Source organism: Pseudomonas capeferrum (genome assembly GCF_013523055.1).
GTDB classification, from domain to species: domain Bacteria; phylum Pseudomonadota; class Gammaproteobacteria; order Pseudomonadales; family Pseudomonadaceae; genus Aquipseudomonas; species Aquipseudomonas capeferrum_A.
In genome coordinates this window covers 167351-190570 of sequence record NZ_JAAMQM010000002.1, presented here as the reverse complement: position 1 = coordinate 190570, position 23220 = coordinate 167351, and the positions used below count along the sequence as shown (strand labels likewise).

The following is a 23220-nucleotide window of genomic DNA, read 5'->3' as shown; positions in this document are numbered from 1 at the left end:
TTACGGCGTTCGTTCAAATGTGGTTAGCCGATTTGCAAAACGCGAGCCATGGCTTCATCGCCTTCCTTGGCCGTGTTCATCATCTTCACGTGCAGCTCGAACTGACGGGACAAGGCCAGCACCGAAGTCATTTCCTCGACCGCGTTGACGTTGCTCGCCTCGAGGAAGCCCGAGACCACCTTGACGTTCACGTCAGGATCGGCAGGCTGCCCAGTGCGGGTATGCAGCAGTCCATCCAGGCCCTTGGTCAGGCCCTGTGTGTCGGGGTTGATCAGCTTGATGCGGTCGACCTCGGCCATCACCCGCGGGCCTTCGCCCATGGCGCGAATGCTGATGGTGCCGTCCTCGCCGATCTCGATCTTCTGCTCTGGCGGAACAGCGATCGGCCCGCCATTGCCCATCACCGGCATGCCGTTGCCGGCGCGCAGTACCCCCAGCGCGTCGACGTTCAGGCTGGCGGTGCGCACGTAGGCCTCGCTGCCATCCGGCGCCTGCACGGCGATGAAGCCGTTGCCGCTGACGGCAACGTCGAGGTCACGCCCGGTTTCCTGCAGGGCACCGGGCGTGAAGTCGGTCGCCGGGCGCTCGGTCATTGCATACGCGCGCGACGGAAAGCTGTCACCGAACACCGGCATCGAGCGCGCCTGTTCCAGGTCGCGCTGGAAGCCACTGGTGGAAATGTTCGCCAGGTTGTTGGCGTGGGCCTGCTGGGCCAGCGCGTTCTGGCTGGCGCCGGTCATGGCCACATAAAGCATCTTGTCCACAGTCATCCTCCGCTACACAGGCGATCGATTGCCGCCCGCCGTTGCTGTGCAGCCAGTAAAGCAAGTTCCGAACCAACTTCTCGAAAGTCGGCAACAGTCAATGAATACGGGTAGTTGGGGAAATCCGACTTCGATATCGACGTCGATTATCCGGCGCCAGCCTGCCGCTAACGGCAAGCTTTCAGCGGTCGCGGCAGCCCGCGTTGTGATAAGGACCGGCAAAGCGCTTCCAGCCCTTGCCCGGTGACCACTGCGAGCAGACCAATCGGCCATCGGCCTGACTCTCCCAGCGGTACCACGGCGCCATGCCGGCCTGGGCCTGCAGCAGGCAGGAGGCGAGCGCGAAAGCGACGAGCAAGCGAGTTTTCATCATGGCCTCCCGAAAACGACAGACCCCTTCCAGGAAAGGGGTCCGTTGACGCTGGAGCGAAGGATCGCGGATCAGGCCATCTGGATGATGGTCTGCATGATCGTGCTCTCGGTGGAAATGGTCTTGGCGTTGGCCTGGTAGTAGCTCTGTGCCTTGATCAAGTCGACCAGTTCAGCGGTCAGGTTGACGTTCGAGGACTCCAGCGAGTTGGACTCGATGGAACCCAGGGTGCCGGTCGTCGGCGAGTCGACGCCCGGAATGCCGGAGGCAAAGGTTTCCGTCCAGCGAGTACCACCCACTTGCTGCAAGCCCTGCTCATTGGCGAAGCTGGCGATGGCCACCTGACCGATGGCGCGGGACTGCTGGTTGCTGAAGCTGGCGAACAGCACGCCGCTGGAATCGATGCTCAAGCTCGACAGGGTACCGGTGGCATAACCGTCCTGGGTCTGCGCGATCCGCGCCGTCTCCGAATTGTAGGAGGTGGTGTTGGCCATCGACAGGCGCATGCCCTTGGCGTCACCCACCGCGCCATTGGCGCCCCAGGTGCCGGCGGCACTCTGCGCGGCCGGTATCCAGCCAGTCATGGTGAAGGTGTTGTTCGCCACGCTGAACGACGCGCCATCTGGCACTCCCGCAGCACTCGCCGACATGGAATTGACGGAACCATCGCTGTTGAACGCGATGGAGCCGCTCAGCGGCTGGGTGCTGCTCGGGTCGAATGGATTGCGCCCGTCGATCAGGGTGTAGGTGGTCCACTGGTTGGTGTCGGTCTTGCGGTAGAACTGCTCGAGGGTGTGCTCGTTGCCTTGGCTGTCGTACACCTTGGTCGGGAAGGACCGGCTGTAGGTGCTGTCGTCGGACGGGTCGAACGGCTTGTTGGCTACCAGCACCGGCGGCGTGCTGTTGTCATAGGCCTCGAGCGGGATGGAGTCGGCCGAGGAATTGAGGTTAAGGCCTTGATCGACCAGGCTGGTCGCCTTGGGTTGCAGGGCCGAGGTGTCGATCTTCAGGTCGGTGAGCCCGTTCTTGGTGATCTTGCCGGCCGCATCGGCCGCGTAGCCTTGCAGACGCAAGCCATCGGACGCCACGATGTAGTTGTCCTTGTCCGTCTGGAAGGCGCCGGCACGGGTGTAATTGTTGGTGCCGCCGTTGTTCAGGATGAAGTAACCCTGGCCCTGGATGCCCATGTCGAGCACGTTGCCGGTATTGACGACGTCACCCTGACCGAACTGCTGGGATACCTCCGCCAGGCGCACGCCGCTGCCGATGGCATTGCTGCCGGCGCCCAGCCGATTGGCGCTGCTGTAGGCATCGGCGAACTCGGCACGGGAAGACTTGAAGCCGGTGGTGTTGGCGTTGGCAATGTTGTTGCCGGTGACATCCAGCTGCTTATTGGCAGCGTAGAGGCCACTGAGGCCGATATTGTAAGACATGTTTCTCTCCTAGTGCCGCGTGAGCCGGCCTCAGATCCCGATGGTTTGCACTTTGGACAGGGCCAGCTGGCCCAATCCCGCGAGGTTGAGCATCATTTCGCCGCCTGTCTGGCTGAGCGTGACGCTGGTGACGGTGGCCGGCAGGAGGGTGGACATCTGCAGTGCCTCGCCATCGACCGTGGTCTGCGCGGTGAAGCTGTAGGTGCCCGGATCGACCTTCTCGCCCTTGGCGTTGGTGCCGTCCCAGATGAACTCGGCATTGCCGGCAGAGTGCGCCCCCAGGTCGAGGGTCTTCACGGTATTGCCCTCAGCATCCGTGACCGTGACCGTGGCCGAGCTGATCGACTGCGGCACGACGACCGAGCCGGTGAGGCTCTTGGTGGTATCGACCACGGCCTTGTCGCTCTGCACCACCACCGAACGCCCGACCAGCGACGACGCCTGCAGGGCCTGGGACGAACCCAGCGCACCGGCGATGGAAGTCACCGAATCGTTGAGACTGGTAATGCCCTCCAGGCTGCTGAACTGTGCCAGCTGGGCCACGAACTCGCCGTTGTCCTGGGGGTCGAGGGGATTCTGGTTCTGCATCTGAGTGACCAGCAGTTGCAGGAACGCATCCTTGCCCAGCGCGTCGTTGCTGGCACTGGTCAATGCGCTCTTGTTGCTGGAAGTGGTGGTAGCGGCGCTGACACCCGACGCCTTGATCACGTCACTCAGGTTCACACCGCTGGTGCTATCGACAGCCATGGTTCGGATTCCTTATCACTGACCCAGGGTCAGGACCTTCTGCATCATGGTCTTGGCGGTGTTCATCAGCTCGGCGTTGGTCTGGAAGGACCGGCTGGCCGAGATCATGTCGGCCATTTCCTCGACGACGTTGACGTTCGGGTAATAGACATAGCCATCCTTGTTGGCGGCCGGATGACTCGGCTCGTAGCGCGCCTCGAGGTTGCTCTGGTCCTCGACGATGCCCGTGACCTGGACGCCCTGTCCGGCGCCGTCCTGATCCTGGAACAACGATTGCCCGGTGCCCTGGGCCTGCTGGAAGGTCGTGGCGAACACCGGATGACGTGCACGGTAGGTCTGGTCGATGCTCGACGAGACCGTCTCGGCGTTGGCGATGTTGGAAGCGACGGTATTGAGACGCGTGGTCTGCGCACTCATGCCGCTACCGGCAATATTGAAGACACTGGCAAGGGACATGGATCACTCTCCGCGCAGGGCCGAGATCAGCCCTTTGAATTTACTGTTGAGCAACGTGAAGCTGGCCTGGAAATCCATGGCGTTCTGCGCATAGTTGGATTGCTCGATCTGCGCATCCACGGTGTTCTGGTCGATCGATGGCTGCATGGGCGTGCGGTATTGCAACGTCTGCTCGCCAGTACTCGCGCCCTGGGCATCGATATGCCGACTGTTGGTGCGCTCCAGGCCGAACGAGCCGCCTTGGCGCTTCTCGGACTCCGCGGCGAGCATCGAGGAGAAGTCCATGTCGCGCGCCTTGTAGTTCGGCGTGTCGGCGTTGGCGATGTTGTTGGCCAGCACTTCGGCGCGCTGGGCGCGGAAGTTCAGGGCCCGTTCGTGGATACCGAGCGCCTTGTCGAAGCTGATGCTCATGACAGGAAAACCTTCAAAGGGTGACCGGATCAGTCGTTGGTCAACGCTAAAGCAAAGGGTGTGCCAGTTGGCTGGAAAGCCGTAATGACTGGGGTAAGGGCTTTATTGAGGAGGAGATGCTGCCAGAAAAGCGGCAAAGGTTTTCCGCTGGGGCGGTCGGAAGCGGCAATTGGAGGGAGGGGATGGCGGTAAAACAAAAAATTGACGGGAGTAGAATGCTTTCGCTATCGCATGATCTTGTCCGGATGGTCCGAGTAGCCACAACATTCCGGGTAAGGCCACGTCAGTATTGCCAGGCGAGTCCTTCGGCCTCGATCGCGGGGCAAGCCCGCTCGCCACCGGTACAGGGTGATTCCCGGTAGTGACCGGGCTTGCTACCGGGCGAGGTGATTCCCGGTGGTGGCCGGGCTTGCTACCGGGTGAGGTGATTCCCGGTGGTGGCCGGGCTTGCTACCGGGCGAGGTGATTCCCAGTAGTGGCCGGGCTTGCTACCGGGTGAGGTGATTCCCGGTGGTGGCCGGACTTGCTACCGGGCGAAGTGACTCCCGGTGGTGGCCGGGCTTGCTGCCGGGTGAGGTGATTCCCAGTAGTGGCCGGGCTAGCTACCGGGCGAGGTGATTCCCGGTGGTGGCCGGGCTTGCTACCGGGCGAGGTGATTCCCGGTAGTGGCCGGGCTTGCTACCGGGTGAGGTAATTCCCGGTAGTGGCCGGGCTTGCTACCGGGTGAGGTGATTCCCGGTAGTGGCCGGGCTTGCTACCGGGTGAGGTGATTCCCGGTGGTGGCCGGGCTTGCTACCGGGCGAAGTGACTCCCGGTGGCGAGCGGGCTTGTCCCGCGATCGAGTCCGAAGGACTCGCCTGGCAATAAAGACAGACAAACCCATGCAATAGTGGCGGAAAAACAGATACCTCAGCCAGGAAAGGCAGCCACCTAATCCACCTGAGTCACCGCCCCCCTCCTCACTCACTTCGCCTGGTAGATGATCCCCGGACTGCACTGCACCATCCGATAATGGTCCGGCAAGCCATTAAGCGCCTCGGAAGCCCCGAGGAACAGGTACCCTCCCGGCTTCAGAGCACTGTGCATGCGCAAGAGGATGTCCTTCTTGACCTGTGCCGAGAAGTAGATCAGCACGTTGCGGCAAAAGATCACATCGAACTTGCCCAGGGCGGCATAGCTGTCTAGCAGATTGATGGGGCGAAACTCGACGCGACTGCGGATCGCCGGCTTGACCGCCCAGCGTCCGGGGCTCTTGACATCGAAATAGCGCTGCAGGCGCTCCTGGGACAGACCGCGGGCAATGGCCAGGCTGTCATACTCGCCGGTCTTGCAATTGGCCAACATGGACCCGGACAGATCGGTGGCGACTATCTGCGCCCCCATCTTCAACTGGCCGAGGTTGCTCCGCTCGAACTCATCGATGGTCATGGACAGGGAAAACGGCTCCTGTCCCGAGGAGCAGGCGGCCGACCAGATACGCAGGCGCTGACCGGGATTGCCCTTGATGAACTCGGGAATGGCCCGGTTCTTCATCACCTCGAAAGGATAGGTATCGCGGAACCACAAGGTCTCGTTGGTCGTCATGGCGTCCACCACCTGCTCGCGCAGACCACTGCGCGGCAAACTCTGGATGCGCTGCACCAGCTCGGTCAACGACTTGATGCCCTGCTGCTCCATCAGCTTGTTGAGACGGCTGGAGACCAGGTACTGTTTATTCTCGCCCAGCAGGATGCCACAGGCTTTCTCCAGGAATACCCGGAACTGTTCGAAATCCAAATTAGCCGTAGACAATGGTGCCGCCTCTCAAATCTGTAACGCCAGGGGCTCGCCCCCGGCCGTTCAATGCGTAGCCTTGATCCGGTCGACGACGCGCTGGGCCAGATCGTCCGGCCGGAACTTGGCCAGGAAATCATCGGCACCGACTTTCTTGACCATCGCCTGGTTGAATACTCCGGATAGGGAAGTATGCAGGATGATGTGCAATTTTTGCATGCGCGGATCGCTGCGGATTTCAGCGGTCAGGGTGTAGCCGTCCATCTCCGGCATTTCGATGTCGGAAATCATCATCAGAAACTCTTCTTCCGGTCGCTTGCCCTCATCGACCAGCTTGCGCAGGTAAGTCAGCGCCTGGCGACCATCGTTCAATGCCACTACCTCGACACCGACGGTCTGCAGGCAACGACTGACCTGCTTGCGCGCCACCGACGAGTCGTCGACCGTCAGCACCCGCAGCATGACCGCCTTGTCCTGCACCTCGGCGTCGATCACCCCTTCCGAGACCGCCTCGGAAGACGGCGCCACTTCAGCGAGCACCTTTTCCACATCGATGATCTCGACCATGCGGTTGTCGACGCGGGTCACCGCCGTCAGGTAATGATCGCGCCCCGTGCCGCGGGGTGGCGGATGGATCTCTTCCCAGTTCATGTTGACGATACGCTCGACCGAATGCACCAGGAAACCCTGGGTCTTGGTGTTGTACTCGGTGATGATCACGAAGCTCTTGCGCGTTTCCTCCTCGAGCCCGGGCAAGCCGGTCGCCATCGACAGGTCGATGATCGGGATGGTCGCCCCGCGGATATTGGCCACGCCACGCACGACCCGATGCGATCGCGGCAGCAGGGTAAGCTCCGGGCATTGCAGCACCTCGCGCACCTTGAACACGTTGATGCCGTACAGCTGATTGCCATTGAGGCGAAACAACAGTAGTTCCAGGCGATTCTGTCCAACCAGCTGCGTGCGCTGGTTGACCGAATCCATAACACCTGCCATGCCAGACTCCTTTTCGATTCAGCCTGCGTACCGAATCGGCACGAGCTTTGCTTTTTTGAGTGTCATGCACACTAAAACGACATTTTTCCGACGATTGACTCGCCTGGCATTCGGCCTCCTGGCCGCGATGTGCCTGTGGGCACCCTACGCTCGCGTCCAGGCTGCCGCCGCCACCCTGCCTGAACAGCTTATCGGCGTCACCCAGGGGTTTCTTGAATTCACGGTCGAGGATTATCTGGCCTCCAGCCAAACCGAAGGGCGCTACGAGATCACGGTGAATACACTGGACCCGCGCCTGCGCATGCCACTGTGCGACCGCGACCTGGACGCTTCGCTGGAAAGCCCGGCGCAACCTCTTGGCCGGGTCACGGTACGGGTTCGCTGCAATGGCAGCGGGCCGTGGACGGTCTTCGTTCCGGCCCAGGTGCGACTGTTTCGCGATGTGGTGACCATGGCTCGTCCGCTCAAGCGCGAGAGCGTGGTGGGCGAAGGCGACGTGATCCTGCGCGAGCGCGACGTCGGTACGCTCAATCAAGGATTTCTGACCCAGCTGGACCAGGCCGTGGGTATGAAACTGCTGCGTCCTGCCGTGCTCGATCAGGTGTTGACACCCCAGCATCTGGAGCAGGCGGAAGTCATTCGCAAGGGCGACCAGGTGGTGATCACGGCGCGTAGCGGCACGCTCAGCGTGCGCATGCCGGGGGAGGCCCTGGTCAAGGGCGGTCTGAGCGAGCAGATCCGCGTGCGCAACCTGAATTCCAAGCGGGTGGTCAAGGCCCGTGTGACGGGGCCTGGCCAGGTCGAGGTCGCCATGTAGGATAAGGCTGGCGGTGGTGAGCCGCTTTTCCTAAACTGTGTCAGAACGGGTTGCGGGTGATCGTCGAGAGACGACTTCGCATTCGTGCCTAAAGTTTTTTGCGCCATGGCCGAAAACAAGGCAAGCGTCCAATACCCAGAGGCTTCTGATCATGGTCATCGACTTCAGTCGTTTGAATAATTCACCGTCCGTCTCGGGCGGCGCACGCACGAACACTGCGTCCAGCGGCGCAGAGAAATCCGGCGAAACCACTGCCGCCTCCGTGCGTCCTGGCACCAGCGGAGAAACGGTACACCTCAGTAACGAGGCTCAACAGTTGCAGAAGATCAGCGAAAAGCTGCGTGACCAGCCGGTCGTCGACAGCGCCCGTGTGGCCGCGTTGAAACAGGCCATCGCCGATGGCAGCTATCAGGTCGATGCCGGTCGCGTCGCCAGCAAGATGCTCAATTTCGAAGGCCAGCGCTGACCTCGCGGCGCGCTGACTTCAGGGACGCCATACGAGAGCCCGCCATGCACGACATGACCCTGCTGCAACTGATCGAAGACGACCTTGCCCCGACGCAAGAACTGCTCGAGCTGCTCGAGAGTGAAACCTTGGCCCTGCACGGCCGGGACATGCTGCTGCTGGAAAACATCCTGGCACGCAAGCAGTCGTTGATCGTATTGCTCGAACAGCAGGGCAAGCGGCGCAACCACCTGCTTACCAGCCTCGGCCTCACCCCCGATCGTGCCGGTGTGCAAGCCCTTGCGGCGCAGTCGTCGGCTGGCGAAGTGATCATGCAGCAGCTCGATGCGCTGACCCGGCTGATGGATGCCTGCCAGAAGATCAACGAGACCAACGGCCGCATCATCCAGGTCCAGCAGCATGCGACCTCCAGCCAGATTAGGATTCTCATGGGCGGCGACTCGCCGTCGCTCTACAACAGTCGGGGCGCTACCTCGCCGCTGAGCAAGCCTCAGACACTCAGCCAAGTGTGATTTTTCTATTCAAGGCACGATACATGCTGGCAAAATGCCTTATTGCGTGTGTCGTTTTGCCTGGAGATTGTTGACCCGTGTTCGATGAAGCCGATGCTCCGCAGCCGCCGAAGGTGTTGACTACGCCCTTGGAAATTGCTGCCAACCTGCGACTGCTGCTTGAAAGCCATGATCCGCTGATGATCACTTTCCCTGAACGCGATCAGCGCTTCCAGAGCTATGTCGTCCACGTGGACACCGACACCCTGGCACTGGATGAAATGATCCCCCGCGATGGCGAGAGATTCATCGAGAATGGCGAGCCCTTCCGCATCGAAGGCTTCCATGACGGCGTACGTATCGCCTGGGACTGCAACACCGAAGTCAGTATCTCCGAGATCGACGGCAACCGTTGCTACCGCGGCAGCCTGCCCGACGAGGTGACCTATCACCAGCGGCGCAACGCCTTTCGCGCGGCGCTGAAGCTTTCCCAACTGATCGATGTCACGCTGGACGGTGTACGTCTCAGGGGGCTGGGTGCCCTGCGCGGCAAGTTGCTGGATATTTCGGCGACAGGATGCAAGCTGCGCTTCGAGGGCGACATCGAGGACCGCCTGCAACTGGGCCAGGTCTACGAGAAGTTCAGCGCGGGCGCGCCGCTCGGCATGTCCCAAGTCATGGTCGAGCTGCGCCATCTGCACTTCGAAGAGCACATCAACACCACCTTCGCAGGCGTGCGCTTCCACAACCTTACCGGTCAGTTGCAGCGCAAGGTCGAGAGCTTCGTCTATCAGCTACAGCGTGAAGCGCGACGGTTCGACAAGGACGACTACTGATCCGACGCGCTGTCGGGCGACCTCTTGCAAGCTCGCCCGACGCCGGATCGATCTAGACCGGGCGCGGCTTGTCGTCTTCGGACTCGGCAACGAACGCTACCTCCTCCCGTGATTTCTCTTCTGCTCCCTCTTGCATCGCGGCCTCTTCCGGGGCCGCCGCCGCTGGCGTGTGCATCACATCCTGCACCACCTGCTCGTCCACCCTAGGGTCGAGCGCGGCGGACAATGGCGAACCTGCCGCTGGCATGGCCACGTGATTGAGCGGTGCGTCGTCGACCTGATGCAGCCCAGTGACAGCCTTCGGACGTATCCGCCAGACCAGGACCAAGGCAAAGAACACGAAGAAGGCATAGAGCATCTGCGCGCCGAACACTTTCATCAGCACACCCGCCAGCAATGGACCGATGCTGGCGCCGACGCCGTAGGTCACCAGCAGCATGGCGGTCAGGGAAACCCTGCGCTCGCTTTCGACGTGGTCATTGGAAAAGGCCACGGCCAATGGGTACAGGCCGAACTGCAACAGGGAAATCAGGAAACCGATGCCGAACAGCAGCTCCAGCGGCACGCTGGGAAGTATCGCCAACGGCAGCGAGAACAGCGCCAGACCACCGGCCAGGCTGCGAATCAGCAGGGCCCGGTCATAACGGTCGGACAGCCAGCCCAGCGGGTACTGCACCACCAGGCCCGCGAGAATGCAGCAGCCCATGAAAAGACCGACCTGTTGGGTCGGCATGCCTTGATCGGAGGCGTATACCGGCGCCAGACCATAGAACGACCCGACGATGAGACCGGACCCCAGCACCGTGCTCAGCGACTGCGGTACCCGCTTGATGAAGAATCGCGGGTCCAGGGGCGCCGGATGCAGCGGCGCGGGGTGGATGCGTCGAGTCATCGCCACCGGCACCAGGCACAGGGCGAAGCACATGGCGACCAGCATCAGCAGTTCCGGGCCCAGCTCGGGATGCACTACCAGGATCATTTGGCCAAGCACCAGTCCGAGGTAGGACGCGATCATGTAGCCACTGAAGACGGCGCCACGCTGACGGGCATCCGCCTGCTCGTTCAGCCAGCTCTCCAGAACCATGTACTGGCACATCATCCCCAGGCCCACGATCATCCTCAGCCCTACCCAGGCGGGCAACCAGTCGGTCATACCGTGGCCCAGCACCGCGGCGCCGACGATACCGGCGCAGGTGGCATAGGCGCGGATGTGCCCGACACGGGCAATCAAGCGATGTCCGATCTTGCCACCCACGGCGAGACCGAAATAGTTGGCGGCCATCAGGGCACCGACCCAGAGGCTGTCGACATTGTCGGCAGCCAGGCGCAACGCCAGGTAGGTACTTAGCAGACCGGAGCCGATCAGCATCATCAGGGCAGCGAAATACAGCGAGCGAAATGACTTCCAGATCTGTCCCATCAGCGTCCCAAAGGGCTCCTTGAGCGGGTGAATCGTTTTTGGCAAGCATAAGGGTTAAAGCCTGACCGATGCAGTCCTGCTGCTGAAAAAGACAACCGAGCGACGCACCCGGACATGTCCTCCGGTCGGCGCCTCTCCTTTTCAGCCATCAGGCTTGAGCGGCGAGTACACGACGTTCCCAGGGAGTGATCTCGTCAAGAAAATCGGTCAGCTCCAGGGTCTTGGTCGCTACGTAGCCTTCGATGAACTCGGTGCCGAACAGTTCCCGGGCCAGCGTGCTGCGCTTGAGACGCTCTAGGGCCGCATGCAAGGTACAAGGCAGGCTCAGGTGCTCGGGAACCTGGAACTCACCCTGGATGGCGGACGTTGGCGACAGACGCCGCTCGATGCCATGCAACCCGGCCGCCAGGCTGGCGGCAATTGCCAGGTAAGGGTTGGCATCGGCGCCCGGCAGACGGTTCTCGACGCGTCGCGCCGAGGGCGAGCTGGCGGGGATACGCAGACCGGCGGCGCGATTGTCCTCGGACCAGCAGGCATTGTTGGGCGACGCATAGGGATGACACAGCCGCTGGTAGGAATTGACATGGGGCGCGAACAAGGCCGTGAAGTCGGCCATGCAAGCCTGTAGCCCGCCGATGAAATGATGAAAGGTATCGGTCGCCTGGCCATCGCGGTCGCTGAAGACATTCCGACCGCTGTCGATCTCTACCAGGCTCTGGTGGATATGCATGGAACTGCCGGCCGTTCTGGCCAGCGGCTTGGCCATGCACACCACCGTCACCCCGTGCTTGAGAGCCACCTCCTTGAGCAGGTGCTTGAACAGGAAGGTCTGGTCGGCCAGCAAGAGTGGGTCGTCATGCAGCAGATTGATCTCGAACTGGCTGACGCCCATTTCGTGCATGAAGGTGTCCCGCGGCAGGCCGAGGGCGGCCATGCAGCGATAGACTTCGCTGAAGAACGGACGCAGGCCGTTGTTGGAACTGACGCTGAAAGCCGATTGGCCATCTTCGCGACGACCGTCCTTGCCGAGGGGCGGCTGGAATGCCTGGCCCGGATCAGGGTTGGCCGCAAAGACGAAGAACTCCAGCTCGGTGGCCACCACCGGTGCCAGCCCGAGGGCCGCATAACGGGCGATCACGGCCTTGAGCTGGCCTCGTGTCGACAGGCCCGAGCCGCCGCCATCCAGTTCGTCGGCGTCGCAGATCGCCAGGGCTCTCGGCTCCTCGCTCCAGGGCAGGCGATGGACCTGTCCGGGATCCGCCACCAGCGCCAGGTCGCCGTCGTCGCCGCCATAGAATCTCGCAGCCGGATAGCCACCCATGATGCACTGCAGCAGCACCCCCCGCGCCATCTGCAGGCGACGTCCCTCGAGAAAGCCCTGCGCGGTCATCACCTTGCCGCGAGGCACCCCATTGAGGTCCGGGGTCACGCACTCGATCTCGTCAATGCCTGTCAAACGCTCGGCGAATGAACGCTGGCCATCGGTCGTCATGGCTTCATCCTTGTCATGTGTACAGGCCGTAAACGGCAACAGCTACAACATAGGCGCCGAACGCACGGAATATCAAGCCTGCGCAGCGGGGGCGATGCGGGTCAGTCAAGGCAAAAAAGTCGATTCACAGCCTGAAGCTTAGTCTTCGGTTTGTGGAATCTTCTGTGATGCTGAGGGCCTATCGCGGGGCAAGCCCGCTCGCCACCGGTGCAGTGAAAACACAATCCAGGTGGCGAGCGGGCTTGCCCCGCGATAGGCCCTCAGCATCACAAAAAGTTCGAGACCTACCCGATAAACTCCAGCCTCTGAATCGGCTGTTCTACCTTGTCTGTCCGGCATTGCGCGCAACAGATGGCGGCGCCAACCCGCCCCTCACTCACGCAGGTTCATCCCGTTGGCGGGTAATGGCAATGCCGTCTTGTAGCGCACCTGCTTGAGGGCAAAGCTGGAACGGATATTGGCAACACCGGGCAACCGTGTGAGGTAGTCGAGGAAGCGCTCCAACGCCTGGATGCTGGGCAGCAGCACACGCAAGAGGTAATCGGGGTCTCCGGTCATGAGATAGCACTCCATCACTTCAGGGCGCTCGGCGATTTCCTCCTCGAAGCGATGCAACGACTGCTCTACCTGCTTCTCGAGACTGACATGGATGAATACATTCACGTCCAGCCCCAATACCTCGGGCGACAGCAAGGTCACCTGCTGACGAATCACCCCCGACTCTTCCATGGCCTTGACCCGGTTGAAACAGGGCGTGGGAGACAGGTTCACCGAGCGCGCCAGCTCGGCATTGGTGATACGCGCATTTTCCTGAAGGGCGTTGAGAATACCGATATCCGTGCGATCCAGTTTTCGCATGAGACAAATTCACCTGATTCTTGTGGTTATGCGGAATGTTTATCTCCGACCCGCGATAAAGGCAATGAACAAGAGAGAAAAATTCTCCCGCCAGCCTCCTATGATGTAACCAACGCTGCCAGATCGGTCACAAGCCGACAGCAGCGGCGACCGCTTCAAAGCTCAAAAAAACAACAGATCGAGCGAGCGTAAAAGCATGAACGAGTACGCCCCCCTGCGTTTGCATGTGCCCGAGCCCACAGGCCGGCCAGGCTGCCAGACCGATTTTTCCTACCTGCGGCTGAATGACGCTGGCCAGGTTCGCAAACCTCCCATCGATGTAGAGCCCGCCGACACGGCCGACCTGTCTTCCAGCCTGATCCGGGTACTGGATGGCGAAGGCAATGCGCTGGGCCCTTGGGCTGCGGACATCGATCCCCAGGTCCTGCGTCAAGGCATGCGCGCCATGCTCAAGACGCGCATCTTCGACAGCCGGATGGTGGTTGCCCAGCGCCAGAAGAAGATGTCCTTCTATATGCAGAGCCTTGGCGAGGAAGCCATCGGCACCGCCCAGGCCCTGGCCCTGAACCGCACCGACATGTGCTTCCCCACCTACCGTCAACAGAGCATCCTGATGGCCCGCGATGTATCGCTGGTCGAGATGATCTGCCAGTTGCTCTCCAACGAGCGTGACCCGCTCAAGGGGCGCCAGCTACCAATCATGTACTCGGTGCGCGAGGCCGGCTTCTTCACCATCAGCGGCAACCTGGCCACCCAGTTCGTACAGGCGGTAGGCTGGGCGATGGCCTCGGCGATCAAGGGTGATACCAAGATCGCCTCGGCCTGGATCGGCGACGGCGCCACCGCCGAGTCGGACTTCCACACCGCACTGACGTTCGCCCATGTCTACCGCGCCCCGGTCATCCTCAACGTGGTCAACAATCAGTGGGCAATCTCCACCTTCCAGGCCATCGCCGGGGGCGAGTCCACCACGTTTGCCGGTCGTGGCGTCGGCTGCGGCATTGCCTCGCTACGGGTGGACGGCAACGATTTTCTGGCGGTCTACGCGGCTTCGCGCTGGGCCACCGAGCGGGCGCGTCGCGGTCTCGGCCCGACCCTCATCGAATGGGTCACCTACCGCGCCGGTCCCCACTCGACCTCGGACGATCCGTCCAAATATCGCCCGGCCGATGAGTGGCGCCACTTCCCGCTCGGCGATCCGATTGCCCGCCTCAAGCAACACCTGGTCACCCTCGGCCAATGGTCCGAGCAAGAGCACCAGGCTGTCACGGCCGAGCTGGAAGCCGAGGTCATCGCCGCGCAGAAGGCCGCCGAGCAGTTCGGCACGCTGAGCAACGGCCTTATCCCGAGCGCTGCCTCGATGTTCGAGGATGTGTACAAGGAAATGCCTGACCATCTGCGTCGCCAACGCCAGGAACTGGGGATCTGAGATGAACGACCAAAGCAACAGCATCGACCCGGGAACCGCCATGACCACGACCACCATGACCATGATCCAGGCCTTGCGCTCGGCCATGGATGTGATGCTCGAGCGCGATGACAATGTGGTGATCTACGGCCAGGACGTCGGCTACTTCGGTGGCGTGTTCCGCTGCACCGAAGGGCTGCAGGTCAAGTATGGCAAGTCACGGGTATTCGACGCGCCGATCTCCGAAAGCGGTATCGTCGGCACGGCCGTCGGCATGGGCGCCTATGGGCTGCGGCCCGTGGTGGAAATCCAGTTCGCCGACTACTTCTACCCCGCTTCCGACCAGATCGTGTCGGAAATGGCGCGCCTGCGCTATCGCTCGGCGGGCGAGTTCATATCCCCGCTGACCCTGCGCATGCCCTGCGGCGGCGGGATCTATGGCGGGCAGACCCACAGCCAGAGCCCGGAAGCGATGTTCACCCAGGTCTGCGGCCTGCGCACGGTAATGCCGTCCAATCCCTACGATGCCAAGGGCCTGTTGATCGCCTCGATCGAATGCGACGATCCAGTGATCTTCCTCGAGCCCAAGCGCTTGTACAACGGCCCGTTCGACGGCCACCACGACCGTCCCGTGACGCCTTGGTCCAAGCATCCGCAGAGTGCGGTACCGGACGGCTATTACTCGGTGCCGCTGGACAAGGCGGTCGTCACCCGTCCCGGCAACGATGTCACCGTCCTCACCTACGGCACCACGGTATACGTGGCCCAGGTGGCAGCCGAGGAAACCGGCGTCGATGCCGAAGTCATCGACCTGCGCAGCCTCTGGCCGCTGGACCTGGAGACCATCGTCGACTCGGTGAAGAAGACTGGTCGATGTGTCGTCGTCCATGAAGCCACGCGCACCTGCGGTTTCGGCGCCGAACTGGTGGCGCTGGTCCAGGAGCACTGCTTCCACCATCTGGAGGCCCCCATCGAGCGTGTCACCGGCTGGGATACACCGTACCCCCACGCGCAGGAATGGGCCTACTTCCCCGGGCCGACCCGGGTAGGCGCGGCATTGAAACGGGTCATGGAGGTCTGAATGGGCACGCACGTCATCAAGATGCCGGACATTGGCGAGGGCATCGCGCAGGTGGAACTGGTGGAATGGTTCGTCAAGATAGGCGACACCATCACCGAGGATCAGGTGGTGGCTGATGTCATGACCGACAAGGCAACCGTCGAGATACCCTCGCCGGTCAGCGGCAAGGTCTTGGCGCTGGGCGGTGAGCCCGGTGAAGTGATGGCGGTCGGCAGTGAGCTGATTCGCATCGAAGTGGAAGGCAGCGGCAATCATGTCGACACACCGCAGGCCAAGCTGGTCGAGCCAGCTGGGGCCGTGGAGGCGGCAAGCGCTGTCCAGCTGCCAGCTGCTTCTGCCGCAGTTGGCGCCGTCCAGCCACAGGGCGCCTCTGCCATGGCTGATGCCGTCCAGTCCGAGGGAGCCCCAGCTGCGGTTGGCGCTGGGGGGCGCTACACGGGTTGCGCGGCTTCCGTGGCGCATCGCCAGGCCGACGAGAAGCCCCTCGCCTCCCCTGCCGTGCGCAAGCGCGCCCTGGATGCCGGCATCGAATTGCGCTACGTACAAGGCAGCGGGCCCGCCGGTCGTATCCTGCACGAAGATCTCGACAGCTTCATGAGCCGGCCGAATACCCGTGTCGGCCAAGCGCCAGGCGGCTATGACAGGCGCACTGACAGCGAGCAGATCCCGGTCATCGGCCTGCGCCGCAAGATCGCCCAGCGCATGCAGGATGCCAAGCGCCGGGTCGCGCATTTCAGCTATGTCGAGGAGATCGACGTCACGGCGCTCGAAGCCCTGCGCCTGCACCTGAACAAGCAATGGAGCGAGAGTCGCGGCAAGCTGACCTTGCTACCCCTGCTGGTCCGGGCCATGGTCGTTGCCCTGCGCGACTTTCCGCAGATCAACGCCACCTATGACGATGAAGCTCAGGTCATCACCCGTCACGGCGCCGTGCACGTAGGCATTGCCACCCAGGGCGACAATGGCCTGATGGTACCGGTCCTGCGCCATGCCGAAGCGGGCAGCCTGTGGGACAACGCCAGCGAGATCACGCGCCTGGCGCATGCCGCGCGCAACAACAAGGCCACGCGCGAGGAAATGTCCGGTTCGACCATCACCCTGACCAGCCTCGGGGCGTTGGGGGGCATTGCCAGCACACCGGTGGTCAATACACCGGAGGTGGCGATCGTCGGCGTCAACCGCATGGTCGATCGGCCCGTGGTGATCGATGGCCAGATCGTGGTGCGCAAGATGATGAACCTGTCCAGCTCGTTCGATCACCGGGTGGTCGACGGCATGGATGCCGCGCTGTTCATCCAGGCCGTGCGCGGCCTGTTGGAACAACCTGCCTGCCTGTTCGTGGAGTGACGATGCAACAGACCCTCGATACGACCCTGCTGGTCATCGGCGGCGGACCTGGCGGCTATGTGGCTGCCATTCGCGCCGGGCAACTGGGCATCCCCACGGTACTGGTCGAAGGCCAGGCCCTGGGCGGTACCTGCCTGAACATCGGCTGCATCCCCTCCAAGGCGCTGATTCATGTGGCCGAGCAATTCCATCAGGCTTGCAGCCACCAGGATGGCTCGGCGCTCGGCATTCACGTCAGTGCACCGAGGCTGGACATCGGCCGCAGCGTGGCCTGGAAGGACGGCATCGTCGATCGCCTGACGACCGGGGTAGCCGCGCTGCTGAAAAAGCACGGGGTCAAGGTGATCCAGGGCTGGGCAACGATCGTCGATGGCAAGAACGTCGAGGTCGATGGCCAGCGGATTCATTGTGAACACCTGCTGCTGGCGACCGGTTCGAGCAGTGTCGAGTTGCCGATGCTGCCCCTGGGCGGACCGATCATCTCGTCGACCGAGGCCCTGGCGCCCGAGACGTTGCCCAAGCACCTGGTGGTGGTGGGTGGCGGCTACATCGGCCTGGAGCTGGGCATTGCCTACCGCAAGCTCGGCGCTAGGGTCAGCGTGGTCGAAGCGCGCGAGCGTATCTTGCCGACCTACGACAGCGAGCTGACCCAGCCGGTGGCCGAGTCGATCGGCAAGCTCGGTATCCAGCTTTACCTGGGTCACAGCGTCGAGGGTTACGATCCGGCTAGCCAGTGCCTGACGGCTCGCGATGGCCAGGGGCAGACGTTGACCCTCGAAGCGGACCGAGTGCTGGTCGCGGTAGGCCGTCGGCCACGCACGCAGGGCCTGGAATGCCTGGACTTGAAGATGAACGGCCCGGCTATCGACGTGGACGCACGTTGCCAGACCAGCATGCGCAACGTATGGGCCATCGGTGACCTGACGGGTGAACCCATGCTGGCCCATCGGGCGATGGCCCAAGGCGAGATGGTGGCGGAACTGATCGCCGGCAAATCTCGGCGTTTCGAGCCCGCCGCGATTGCCGCCGTGTGCTTCACCGATCCGGAGCTGGTGGTGGTGGGTACTACACCTGAACAGGCCGGCCAGCAGGGCCTGGACTGCATCGTCGCGCAGTTCCCCTTCGCCGCCAACGGGCGCGCCATGACGCTCGAATCGCGTAGCGGGTTCGTGCGCGTGGTCGCTCGTCGTGACAATCACCTGGTGATGGGTTGGCAGGCTGTCGGCGTGGGGGTATCGGAGCTGTCCAGCGCGTTTGCCCAGTCACTGGAAATGGGCGCTAGGCTGGAAGATATCGCGGGGACCATCCATGCGCATCCGACCTTGGGGGAGGCGGTGCAGGAGGCGGCGCTGCGGGCGTTGGGGCATGCGTTGCATCTTTGAGTGGAGCAGCGCAGTTGGGCTGGCGGGTTATGCAAATGGAGCGTAACCCCCCTGTAATTTTCTGTGAAGCTGCTGGCCCTATCGCGGGACAAGCCCGCTCGCCACCGGTTCTTCGCAAGTCATGCCACCGGTGCCCCACTTGGGCCAGAACACCAGCGCAGGCTTAAAGCACCAGCGTAGGCCTAAGGCACCAGCATCTTTCATAGCTTGTTTATATCGCTGGCATCACCTGCACAGAACCAGTGGCATGTCTTCCACAGCAACAGTGGCATGGCCTGTAAAGAACCAATGGCATGTCTTGCCCACAACCAGTGGCATGACCTGCACAGACCAGTGGTATGACTTGCACACAACCAGTGGCATGTCTTCCACACAACCAGTGGCATGACCTGCACAGACCAGTGACATGACTTGCACAGAACCAGTGGCATGTCTTGCACACAACCAGTGACATGACCTGAACAGACCAATGACATGACTTGCGCAGAACAGTGTTATGACTTGCACAAAACCAGTGGCATGTCTTCCACACAACCAGTGGCATGGCCTGTAAAGAACCAATGGCATGTCTTGCACCCAACCAGTGGCATGACCTGCACAGACCATTGGTATGACTTGCACAAAACCAGTGGCATGTCTTCCACACAACCAGTGGCATGAACTGCACAGACCAGTGACATGACTTGCACAGAACCAGTGGCATGACCTGCACAGACCAGTGGCATGGCTTGCACACAACCAGTGGCATGACCTGCACAGACCAGTGGCATGGCTTGCACACAACCAGTGGCATGACTTGCACAGAACCAGTGGTGAGCGGGCTTGCCCCGCGACAGGGGCAGCAGCCGCACAGCTGATCTCAGAAACCGAACGATGAGCTTCAACATCCAGATCAGACGGCTTCCCTGACTGCCAGGCATCAGGGCATGCCGGACCCAGCAGGCTGGCGCGCTGGCCGCTCATGAAGATGGCCAGTAGCACCGTGAGGCACGGCCACAGGTAGTTCACGACCCCCAGCTCGATCGCCTGGTTGCTGTCGTTCGCATACCCCAACGACAGTGAAAGACAGACTTCATAGGCGACGAACAGCGCACTGCCGACGACCAGGTAGAAGCGCGAAGACCAGCGCAGCCGCGGTTTGCCGAAGAGGATCAACAGCAGGATGGCGCCCCAGGCATAGATCAGGGCCGCTCCACCCAGCGCGCCGAAACCGTCACTCACGCTCCTGATGAGACCGGCGGCGGTGCTCCACAAGACAATCGTCACCAATCCACACGCCGTAGCGCGGTTTTCACCCCTGACCATCCTCCACATCCCAGCAAAAGGGCGCGGATTCTACGGGAAGGCCGTGTGGCGAGGTAGTCGGCGCAAGACATGAACGATCACCGCGCGTCCGATTCAGACACGTGACCTGTCCATGGCCTTGTCGAACACGTCAGGTCCGCGGGCCGAGCGCGCGGTACCAGTCGGCGTAAGGCGTGTTGGTGACCAGGAACCTGTTGTAATCCGGGCTCCCGTCATCCCACCAGACGGGCCCTCGCTCGCCGAGCGCCACCTTGGCGGCGTTGACGCGGGCCCGAGCGGCCTTCAACTGCGCTACCTCGCCCGAGGCCTTGGCCGCCTTGACGTCCCGCCTCCCGGCCATGAGTTCGTCGACCGATCCTTGTCGAACGTCCTCGGCCAGCGAGGGATCGCTGCAACGCCAGAGCTGACCCTTGACCACGAAATATCGACCGTCCGGTGTGCTCGGGTTCATGACCAGGCCCCGATAGAGTCTTTGAATGACGTCGGTATCATCTTCGCTCGCTCCTCTGCTTTTCAGTTACTCGATCCACGCCGAAGCCTGTTTCCTAGGTCGTCATCATCATCTGATTGAACGCGACCGCATCCATCGGTCTGCTCAGGTGATACCCCTGTCCCTCATCGCAGGTCACGGCTTTCAACAGCGCCAGATGCTCCGGGGTTTCGATGCCCTCGGCGGTCACGGTCAGCGACAATGCACGGCCCAGGCCAACGATCGCCTGGATGATGGCCTTGTCATCCTCGCTCTCGCCCAATCGGCTCACGAAGCTGCGGTCGATCTTCAGCCCATCGAACGGGAACGAGCGCAAGTAGCTCAGTGACGAATAGCCGGTCCCGAAATCATCCATCGCCAACTTCACGCCCAATGCCTTGAGCGATCGCATGATACTCAAGGCACTCGTGGCGTCCTCGACCATCACGCTTTCGGTCAGCTCCAGCTCCAGGCGAGCGGGTTGCAATCTGGAAACAGCCAGGACCCGCTCGATCCGCTCGATCAATTGAGTGGACTGGAACTCCTTGGAGGACAGGTTGACCGATACGAACAGTTCTTCAGGCCAGTCGGCGGCCGTCTTGCACGCCGCATCGAGGACCCAGTCACTCAACGATGCGATGAGCCCCGTGTCTTCGGCTATCGGGATGAAGGTATCCGGATAAACCAGCCCACGTTGAGGATGCTGCCAACGCACCAGCGCTTCGGCGCCGACCATCTGGCCATCGCTGATCCGAAAACGCGGTTGGAAATACAGGCGCAGTTCGCCATTCTTGATGCCATAACGCAGGTCGCTTTCAAGCCGTCGGCGCTCGATGATCCGCGCATTCATGTCACCCGCGTAGAAGCGCCAGGTGCCTCTGCCGCTCGCCTTGGCTTCGTAGAGCGCGATATCGGAATAGCGCAGCAGCTCCGCTGCCTCGCGTGCGTCACTTGGCGACAGGGCAATCCCGATACTGGCGCTGATGAAGATGTTCTGCTCTTCGAGCTGGATCGGCTGCTCGACCGCATCGATCAATCGGCGACAGAGCGCCTCGATCTCCACATGATCGAGCATACCGGTGACGACCATCACGAACTCATCCCCTCCGACCCTCGCCACCAGGTCCCCGCTGCGCACGCATTCGCCCAACCGCCGTGCGGTTTCGAGCAGCACCCGGTCGCCTACCGCATGGCCCAGCAGATCGTTCACCGGTTTGAAACGGTCGAGGTCGATGCTGAACATCACCAGAGGGTTCGTGCCGGTCGACGCGGACCTGAGCCTTCCTTCCAGGAAGTCCCGCAGGCGTTCTCGGTTTGGCAGCCCGGTCAAGACGTCATGTTCGGAGAGGTACTCGATACGTTTTCGCGCCTCGACATCGTCGGTGATGTCCACGGCGGTCCCGCGATAGCCTTGGCCCTGCATGTCCCTGGCCGTCACCCGCAGGATGCGATATCCGCCTTCCTTGTCCACGCAGGTGCATTGGAAGGAAGCATTGGCGCTCCTGGACCGGTGGTTCAACCATTCCAGCAGCGACCCCTCCTCGCCTTTGACCAGCTTTTCTATGGCGATCCCCAGCCAGGCCTCCCGGGCGAAGCCGGTAATGATCTCGAACCGTTCGGAGAGATAGGTGAACCGGCCTTGGTCATCGACCTCCCATATCCAGTCCGAACTGGCCTCGGCCACATCCCGAAAGCGCGCTTCGCTGATGGCCAGCGCCCCCTGACTGCGTTGCAAGGCGACATGACTGAGATCGAGCAGCTTCGCCGCTGCCGTGGCACGGCGCAGGATTATCCATACCATCAGGTAGACGAGCAGCGCGAACAGCCCCAGCAGAGGCAGCATGAACGCCAGTATTTCGCGGCCCGGCGTCGGGGGACTCCATGCAAGCGTCGCTAGCGCTTTCGCCTTGTCCATTACCTGACCTGGCTCGAGTGCCGGGCGTTGAGCCAAACGCAGGTGTTCGACGCCGAAGCTGTTACCGAGGGATTCCAGGCTGCCGTTGTCGAGCCTCCTGGCGAATACCAGTACCGATGCCAGGCCGTCGTCGCGCTGTACTGTCGGGTCCGTACCCGGCGTAATGGCCGCGGCACCGATCAGGACCAGCGCTGCGTTCGTACGTACGAATGCGCTTACCGACTTCTCGTGCTCTTCCTGCGCACGAGCCTCCCGCACTAGCTGGTCGAGTGGCTCACCTAGCCACTGCGCGGCAGGCACCTGCGAGCGTTTGCCATCAATCACCGAATAGAGTGTCTGGTCCGCGGTGCCGATCACGAACACACCATTGAAACCAAAGGCCGGGAACAGTGTAGGACCTAGATTCTCCTGGACGAATGCCCATTCCGTATCCAGCGCAAGATGCAGGTTGCGGTAGGCGTCGCCCCAGAACGCATAATCCTTGGTCGTTGCCAGTACGTTCTTGCGCAGCGATTGGACCGCCTTGTCGGCAAGGAAGGCCGCTTTCTTCGCCTCTGTCCGGTCCAGGTTGAGCGCGAAATAGGTGGCAAGCGCGCCGGCGAACAACAGGACCAATGTCAGAAGCCCGGTGAACAAGAATAATGAGGCGCGCGTCAGATTGACGCTCTGGCCCTGGCTTGCTGGGGGGGTGGGACCACAGGTGGGATTCTTGATCATTGCTCTCGACCGGCATACGGGGTTCATGCCAGGTTATCGGCCAATAAGGCCAATGGATGAGCAACGGTGATGGCTTTCTGCAACATCGATCCACCCTCGGCTGGCGTTCCTCGATACTATTGACCGCATCGAACACCCTGATCGCTTGAGACAACACCGATGACCGTAAACGTACCAAGCTCCGTGCCCCTGGATTTCCTCCAAGGTGGCGGGGAAATGGGCAGGCTCATCCGGAGCCATGACTGGTCCAGGACACCCTTGGGGAA

At 61.9% G+C, this 23220-nt stretch carries 21 protein-coding genes; 8 read left to right on the top strand and 13 right to left on the bottom strand.

What is annotated here, in order from left to right; translation table 11 throughout:
* Positions 1-23 precede the first annotated feature (23 nt).
* From G7009_RS03350 to G7009_RS03315, 8 genes are all read right to left on the bottom strand, one after another.
* Positions 24-764 (bottom strand): flagellar basal body rod protein FlgF, encoded by a 741-nt coding sequence (locus tag G7009_RS03350; RefSeq protein WP_181128548.1) that lies wholly within the window; start codon positions 762-764, stop codon positions 24-26.
* A 181-nt stretch (positions 765-945) separates the two neighbouring features.
* Positions 946-1134 (bottom strand): hypothetical protein, encoded by a 189-nt coding sequence (locus tag G7009_RS03345; protein WP_181128547.1) that lies wholly within the window; start codon positions 1132-1134, stop codon positions 946-948.
* Positions 1135-1205: 71 nt separating this feature from the next.
* Entirely contained in the window at positions 1206-2567 is a 1362-nt protein-coding gene (flgE, locus tag G7009_RS03340; RefSeq protein WP_181128546.1) for a flagellar hook protein FlgE, read from the bottom strand.
* Positions 2568-2597: 30 nt separating this feature from the next.
* Complete coding sequence (flgD, locus tag G7009_RS03335) at positions 2598-3314, bottom strand: flagellar hook assembly protein FlgD (protein WP_181128545.1); 717 nt, start codon at positions 3312-3314, stop codon at positions 2598-2600.
* A 15-nt stretch (positions 3315-3329) separates the two neighbouring features.
* Positions 3330-3770, bottom strand: a complete 441-nt coding sequence (flgC, locus tag G7009_RS03330) for a flagellar basal body rod protein FlgC (RefSeq protein ID WP_181128544.1) — start codon at positions 3768-3770, stop codon at positions 3330-3332.
* Between the two features lie 3 nt (positions 3771-3773).
* Complete coding sequence (gene flgB / locus G7009_RS03325; protein WP_181128543.1) at positions 3774-4181, bottom strand: flagellar basal body rod protein FlgB; 408 nt, start codon at positions 4179-4181, stop codon at positions 3774-3776.
* A gap of 963 nt (positions 4182-5144) precedes the next feature.
* A complete protein-coding gene (gene cheR, locus G7009_RS03320; RefSeq protein WP_181128542.1) occupies positions 5145-5972 on the bottom strand; it encodes a protein-glutamate O-methyltransferase CheR in 828 nt (275 codons plus the stop codon).
* Positions 5973-6020: 48 nt separating this feature from the next.
* The gene (locus tag G7009_RS03315; protein WP_181128541.1) at positions 6021-6950 is read right to left on the bottom strand and encodes a chemotaxis protein CheV; all 930 of its coding nucleotides are present in this window, start codon (positions 6948-6950) and stop codon (positions 6021-6023) included.
* 64 nt (positions 6951-7014) lie between these two features.
* Between G7009_RS03315 and flgA the strand changes: the two genes are divergently transcribed.
* The 4 genes from flgA to G7009_RS03295 all read left to right on the top strand — a co-directional run bounded on the left by flgA (position 7015) and on the right by G7009_RS03295 (position 9560).
* The gene (gene flgA, locus G7009_RS03310; RefSeq protein WP_181128540.1) at positions 7015-7767 is read left to right on the top strand and encodes a flagellar basal body P-ring formation chaperone FlgA; all 753 of its coding nucleotides are present in this window, start codon (positions 7015-7017) and stop codon (positions 7765-7767) included.
* A 151-nt stretch (positions 7768-7918) separates the two neighbouring features.
* The gene (gene flgM / locus G7009_RS03305; protein WP_181128539.1) at positions 7919-8233 is read left to right on the top strand and encodes a flagellar biosynthesis anti-sigma factor FlgM; all 315 of its coding nucleotides are present in this window, start codon (positions 7919-7921) and stop codon (positions 8231-8233) included.
* Positions 8234-8277: 44 nt separating this feature from the next.
* Entirely contained in the window at positions 8278-8745 is a 468-nt protein-coding gene (locus G7009_RS03300) for a flagella synthesis protein FlgN (protein ID WP_181128538.1), read from the top strand.
* Positions 8746-8822: 77 nt separating this feature from the next.
* Positions 8823-9560: a flagellar brake protein gene (locus tag G7009_RS03295; RefSeq protein ID WP_181128537.1), complete on the top strand. Its 738-nt coding sequence runs from the start codon at positions 8823-8825 to the stop codon at positions 9558-9560.
* 52 nt (positions 9561-9612) lie between these two features.
* On the opposite strand, the gene G7009_RS03290 is transcribed toward G7009_RS03295, so the two are convergent.
* The 3 genes from G7009_RS03290 to bkdR all read right to left on the bottom strand — a co-directional run bounded on the left by G7009_RS03290 (position 9613) and on the right by bkdR (position 13330).
* Positions 9613-10980: an MFS transporter gene (locus G7009_RS03290; RefSeq protein ID WP_181128536.1), complete on the bottom strand. Its 1368-nt coding sequence runs from the start codon at positions 10978-10980 to the stop codon at positions 9613-9615.
* Between the two features lie 148 nt (positions 10981-11128).
* Positions 11129-12370 carry a glutamine synthetase family protein gene (locus tag G7009_RS03285; protein ID WP_181128695.1) on the bottom strand — a complete coding sequence of 414 codons (1242 nt, stop codon included), beginning with the start codon at positions 12368-12370 and terminating at the stop codon, positions 11129-11131.
* Positions 12371-12844: 474 nt separating this feature from the next.
* Positions 12845-13330, bottom strand: coding sequence for a Bkd operon transcriptional regulator BkdR (gene bkdR / locus G7009_RS03280; protein WP_181128535.1), 486 nt, complete (start codon positions 13328-13330; stop codon positions 12845-12847).
* A gap of 196 nt (positions 13331-13526) precedes the next feature.
* Here bkdR and G7009_RS03275 point away from each other — a divergent pair, with 196 nt between their 5' ends.
* The 4 genes from G7009_RS03275 to lpdA are packed head-to-tail and all read left to right on the top strand — an operon-like array spanning position 13527 to position 18548.
* Positions 13527-14759 carry a 3-methyl-2-oxobutanoate dehydrogenase (2-methylpropanoyl-transferring) subunit alpha gene (locus G7009_RS03275; protein ID WP_181128534.1) on the top strand — a complete coding sequence of 411 codons (1233 nt, stop codon included), beginning with the start codon at positions 13527-13529 and terminating at the stop codon, positions 14757-14759.
* 1 nt (position 14760) lies between these two features.
* On the top strand, positions 14761-15819 hold the full coding sequence (locus G7009_RS03270) for an alpha-ketoacid dehydrogenase subunit beta (protein WP_181128533.1): 1059 nt from the start codon (positions 14761-14763) through the stop codon (positions 15817-15819).
* Complete coding sequence (locus G7009_RS03265; protein WP_181128532.1) at positions 15820-17166, top strand: dihydrolipoamide acetyltransferase family protein; 1347 nt, start codon at positions 15820-15822, stop codon at positions 17164-17166.
* A gap of 2 nt (positions 17167-17168) precedes the next feature.
* The gene (gene lpdA / locus G7009_RS03260; protein WP_181128531.1) at positions 17169-18548 is read left to right on the top strand and encodes a dihydrolipoyl dehydrogenase; all 1380 of its coding nucleotides are present in this window, start codon (positions 17169-17171) and stop codon (positions 18546-18548) included.
* A 1435-nt stretch (positions 18549-19983) separates the two neighbouring features.
* Here lpdA and G7009_RS03255 read toward each other — a convergent pair.
* Complete coding sequence (locus G7009_RS03255; RefSeq protein ID WP_181128530.1) at positions 19984-20304, bottom strand: hypothetical protein; 321 nt, start codon at positions 20302-20304, stop codon at positions 19984-19986.
* A 94-nt stretch (positions 20305-20398) separates the two neighbouring features.
* Positions 20399-22954: a bifunctional diguanylate cyclase/phosphodiesterase gene (locus G7009_RS03250; RefSeq protein ID WP_181128529.1), complete on the bottom strand. Its 2556-nt coding sequence runs from the start codon at positions 22952-22954 to the stop codon at positions 20399-20401.
* Positions 22955-23220 lie beyond the last annotated feature (266 nt).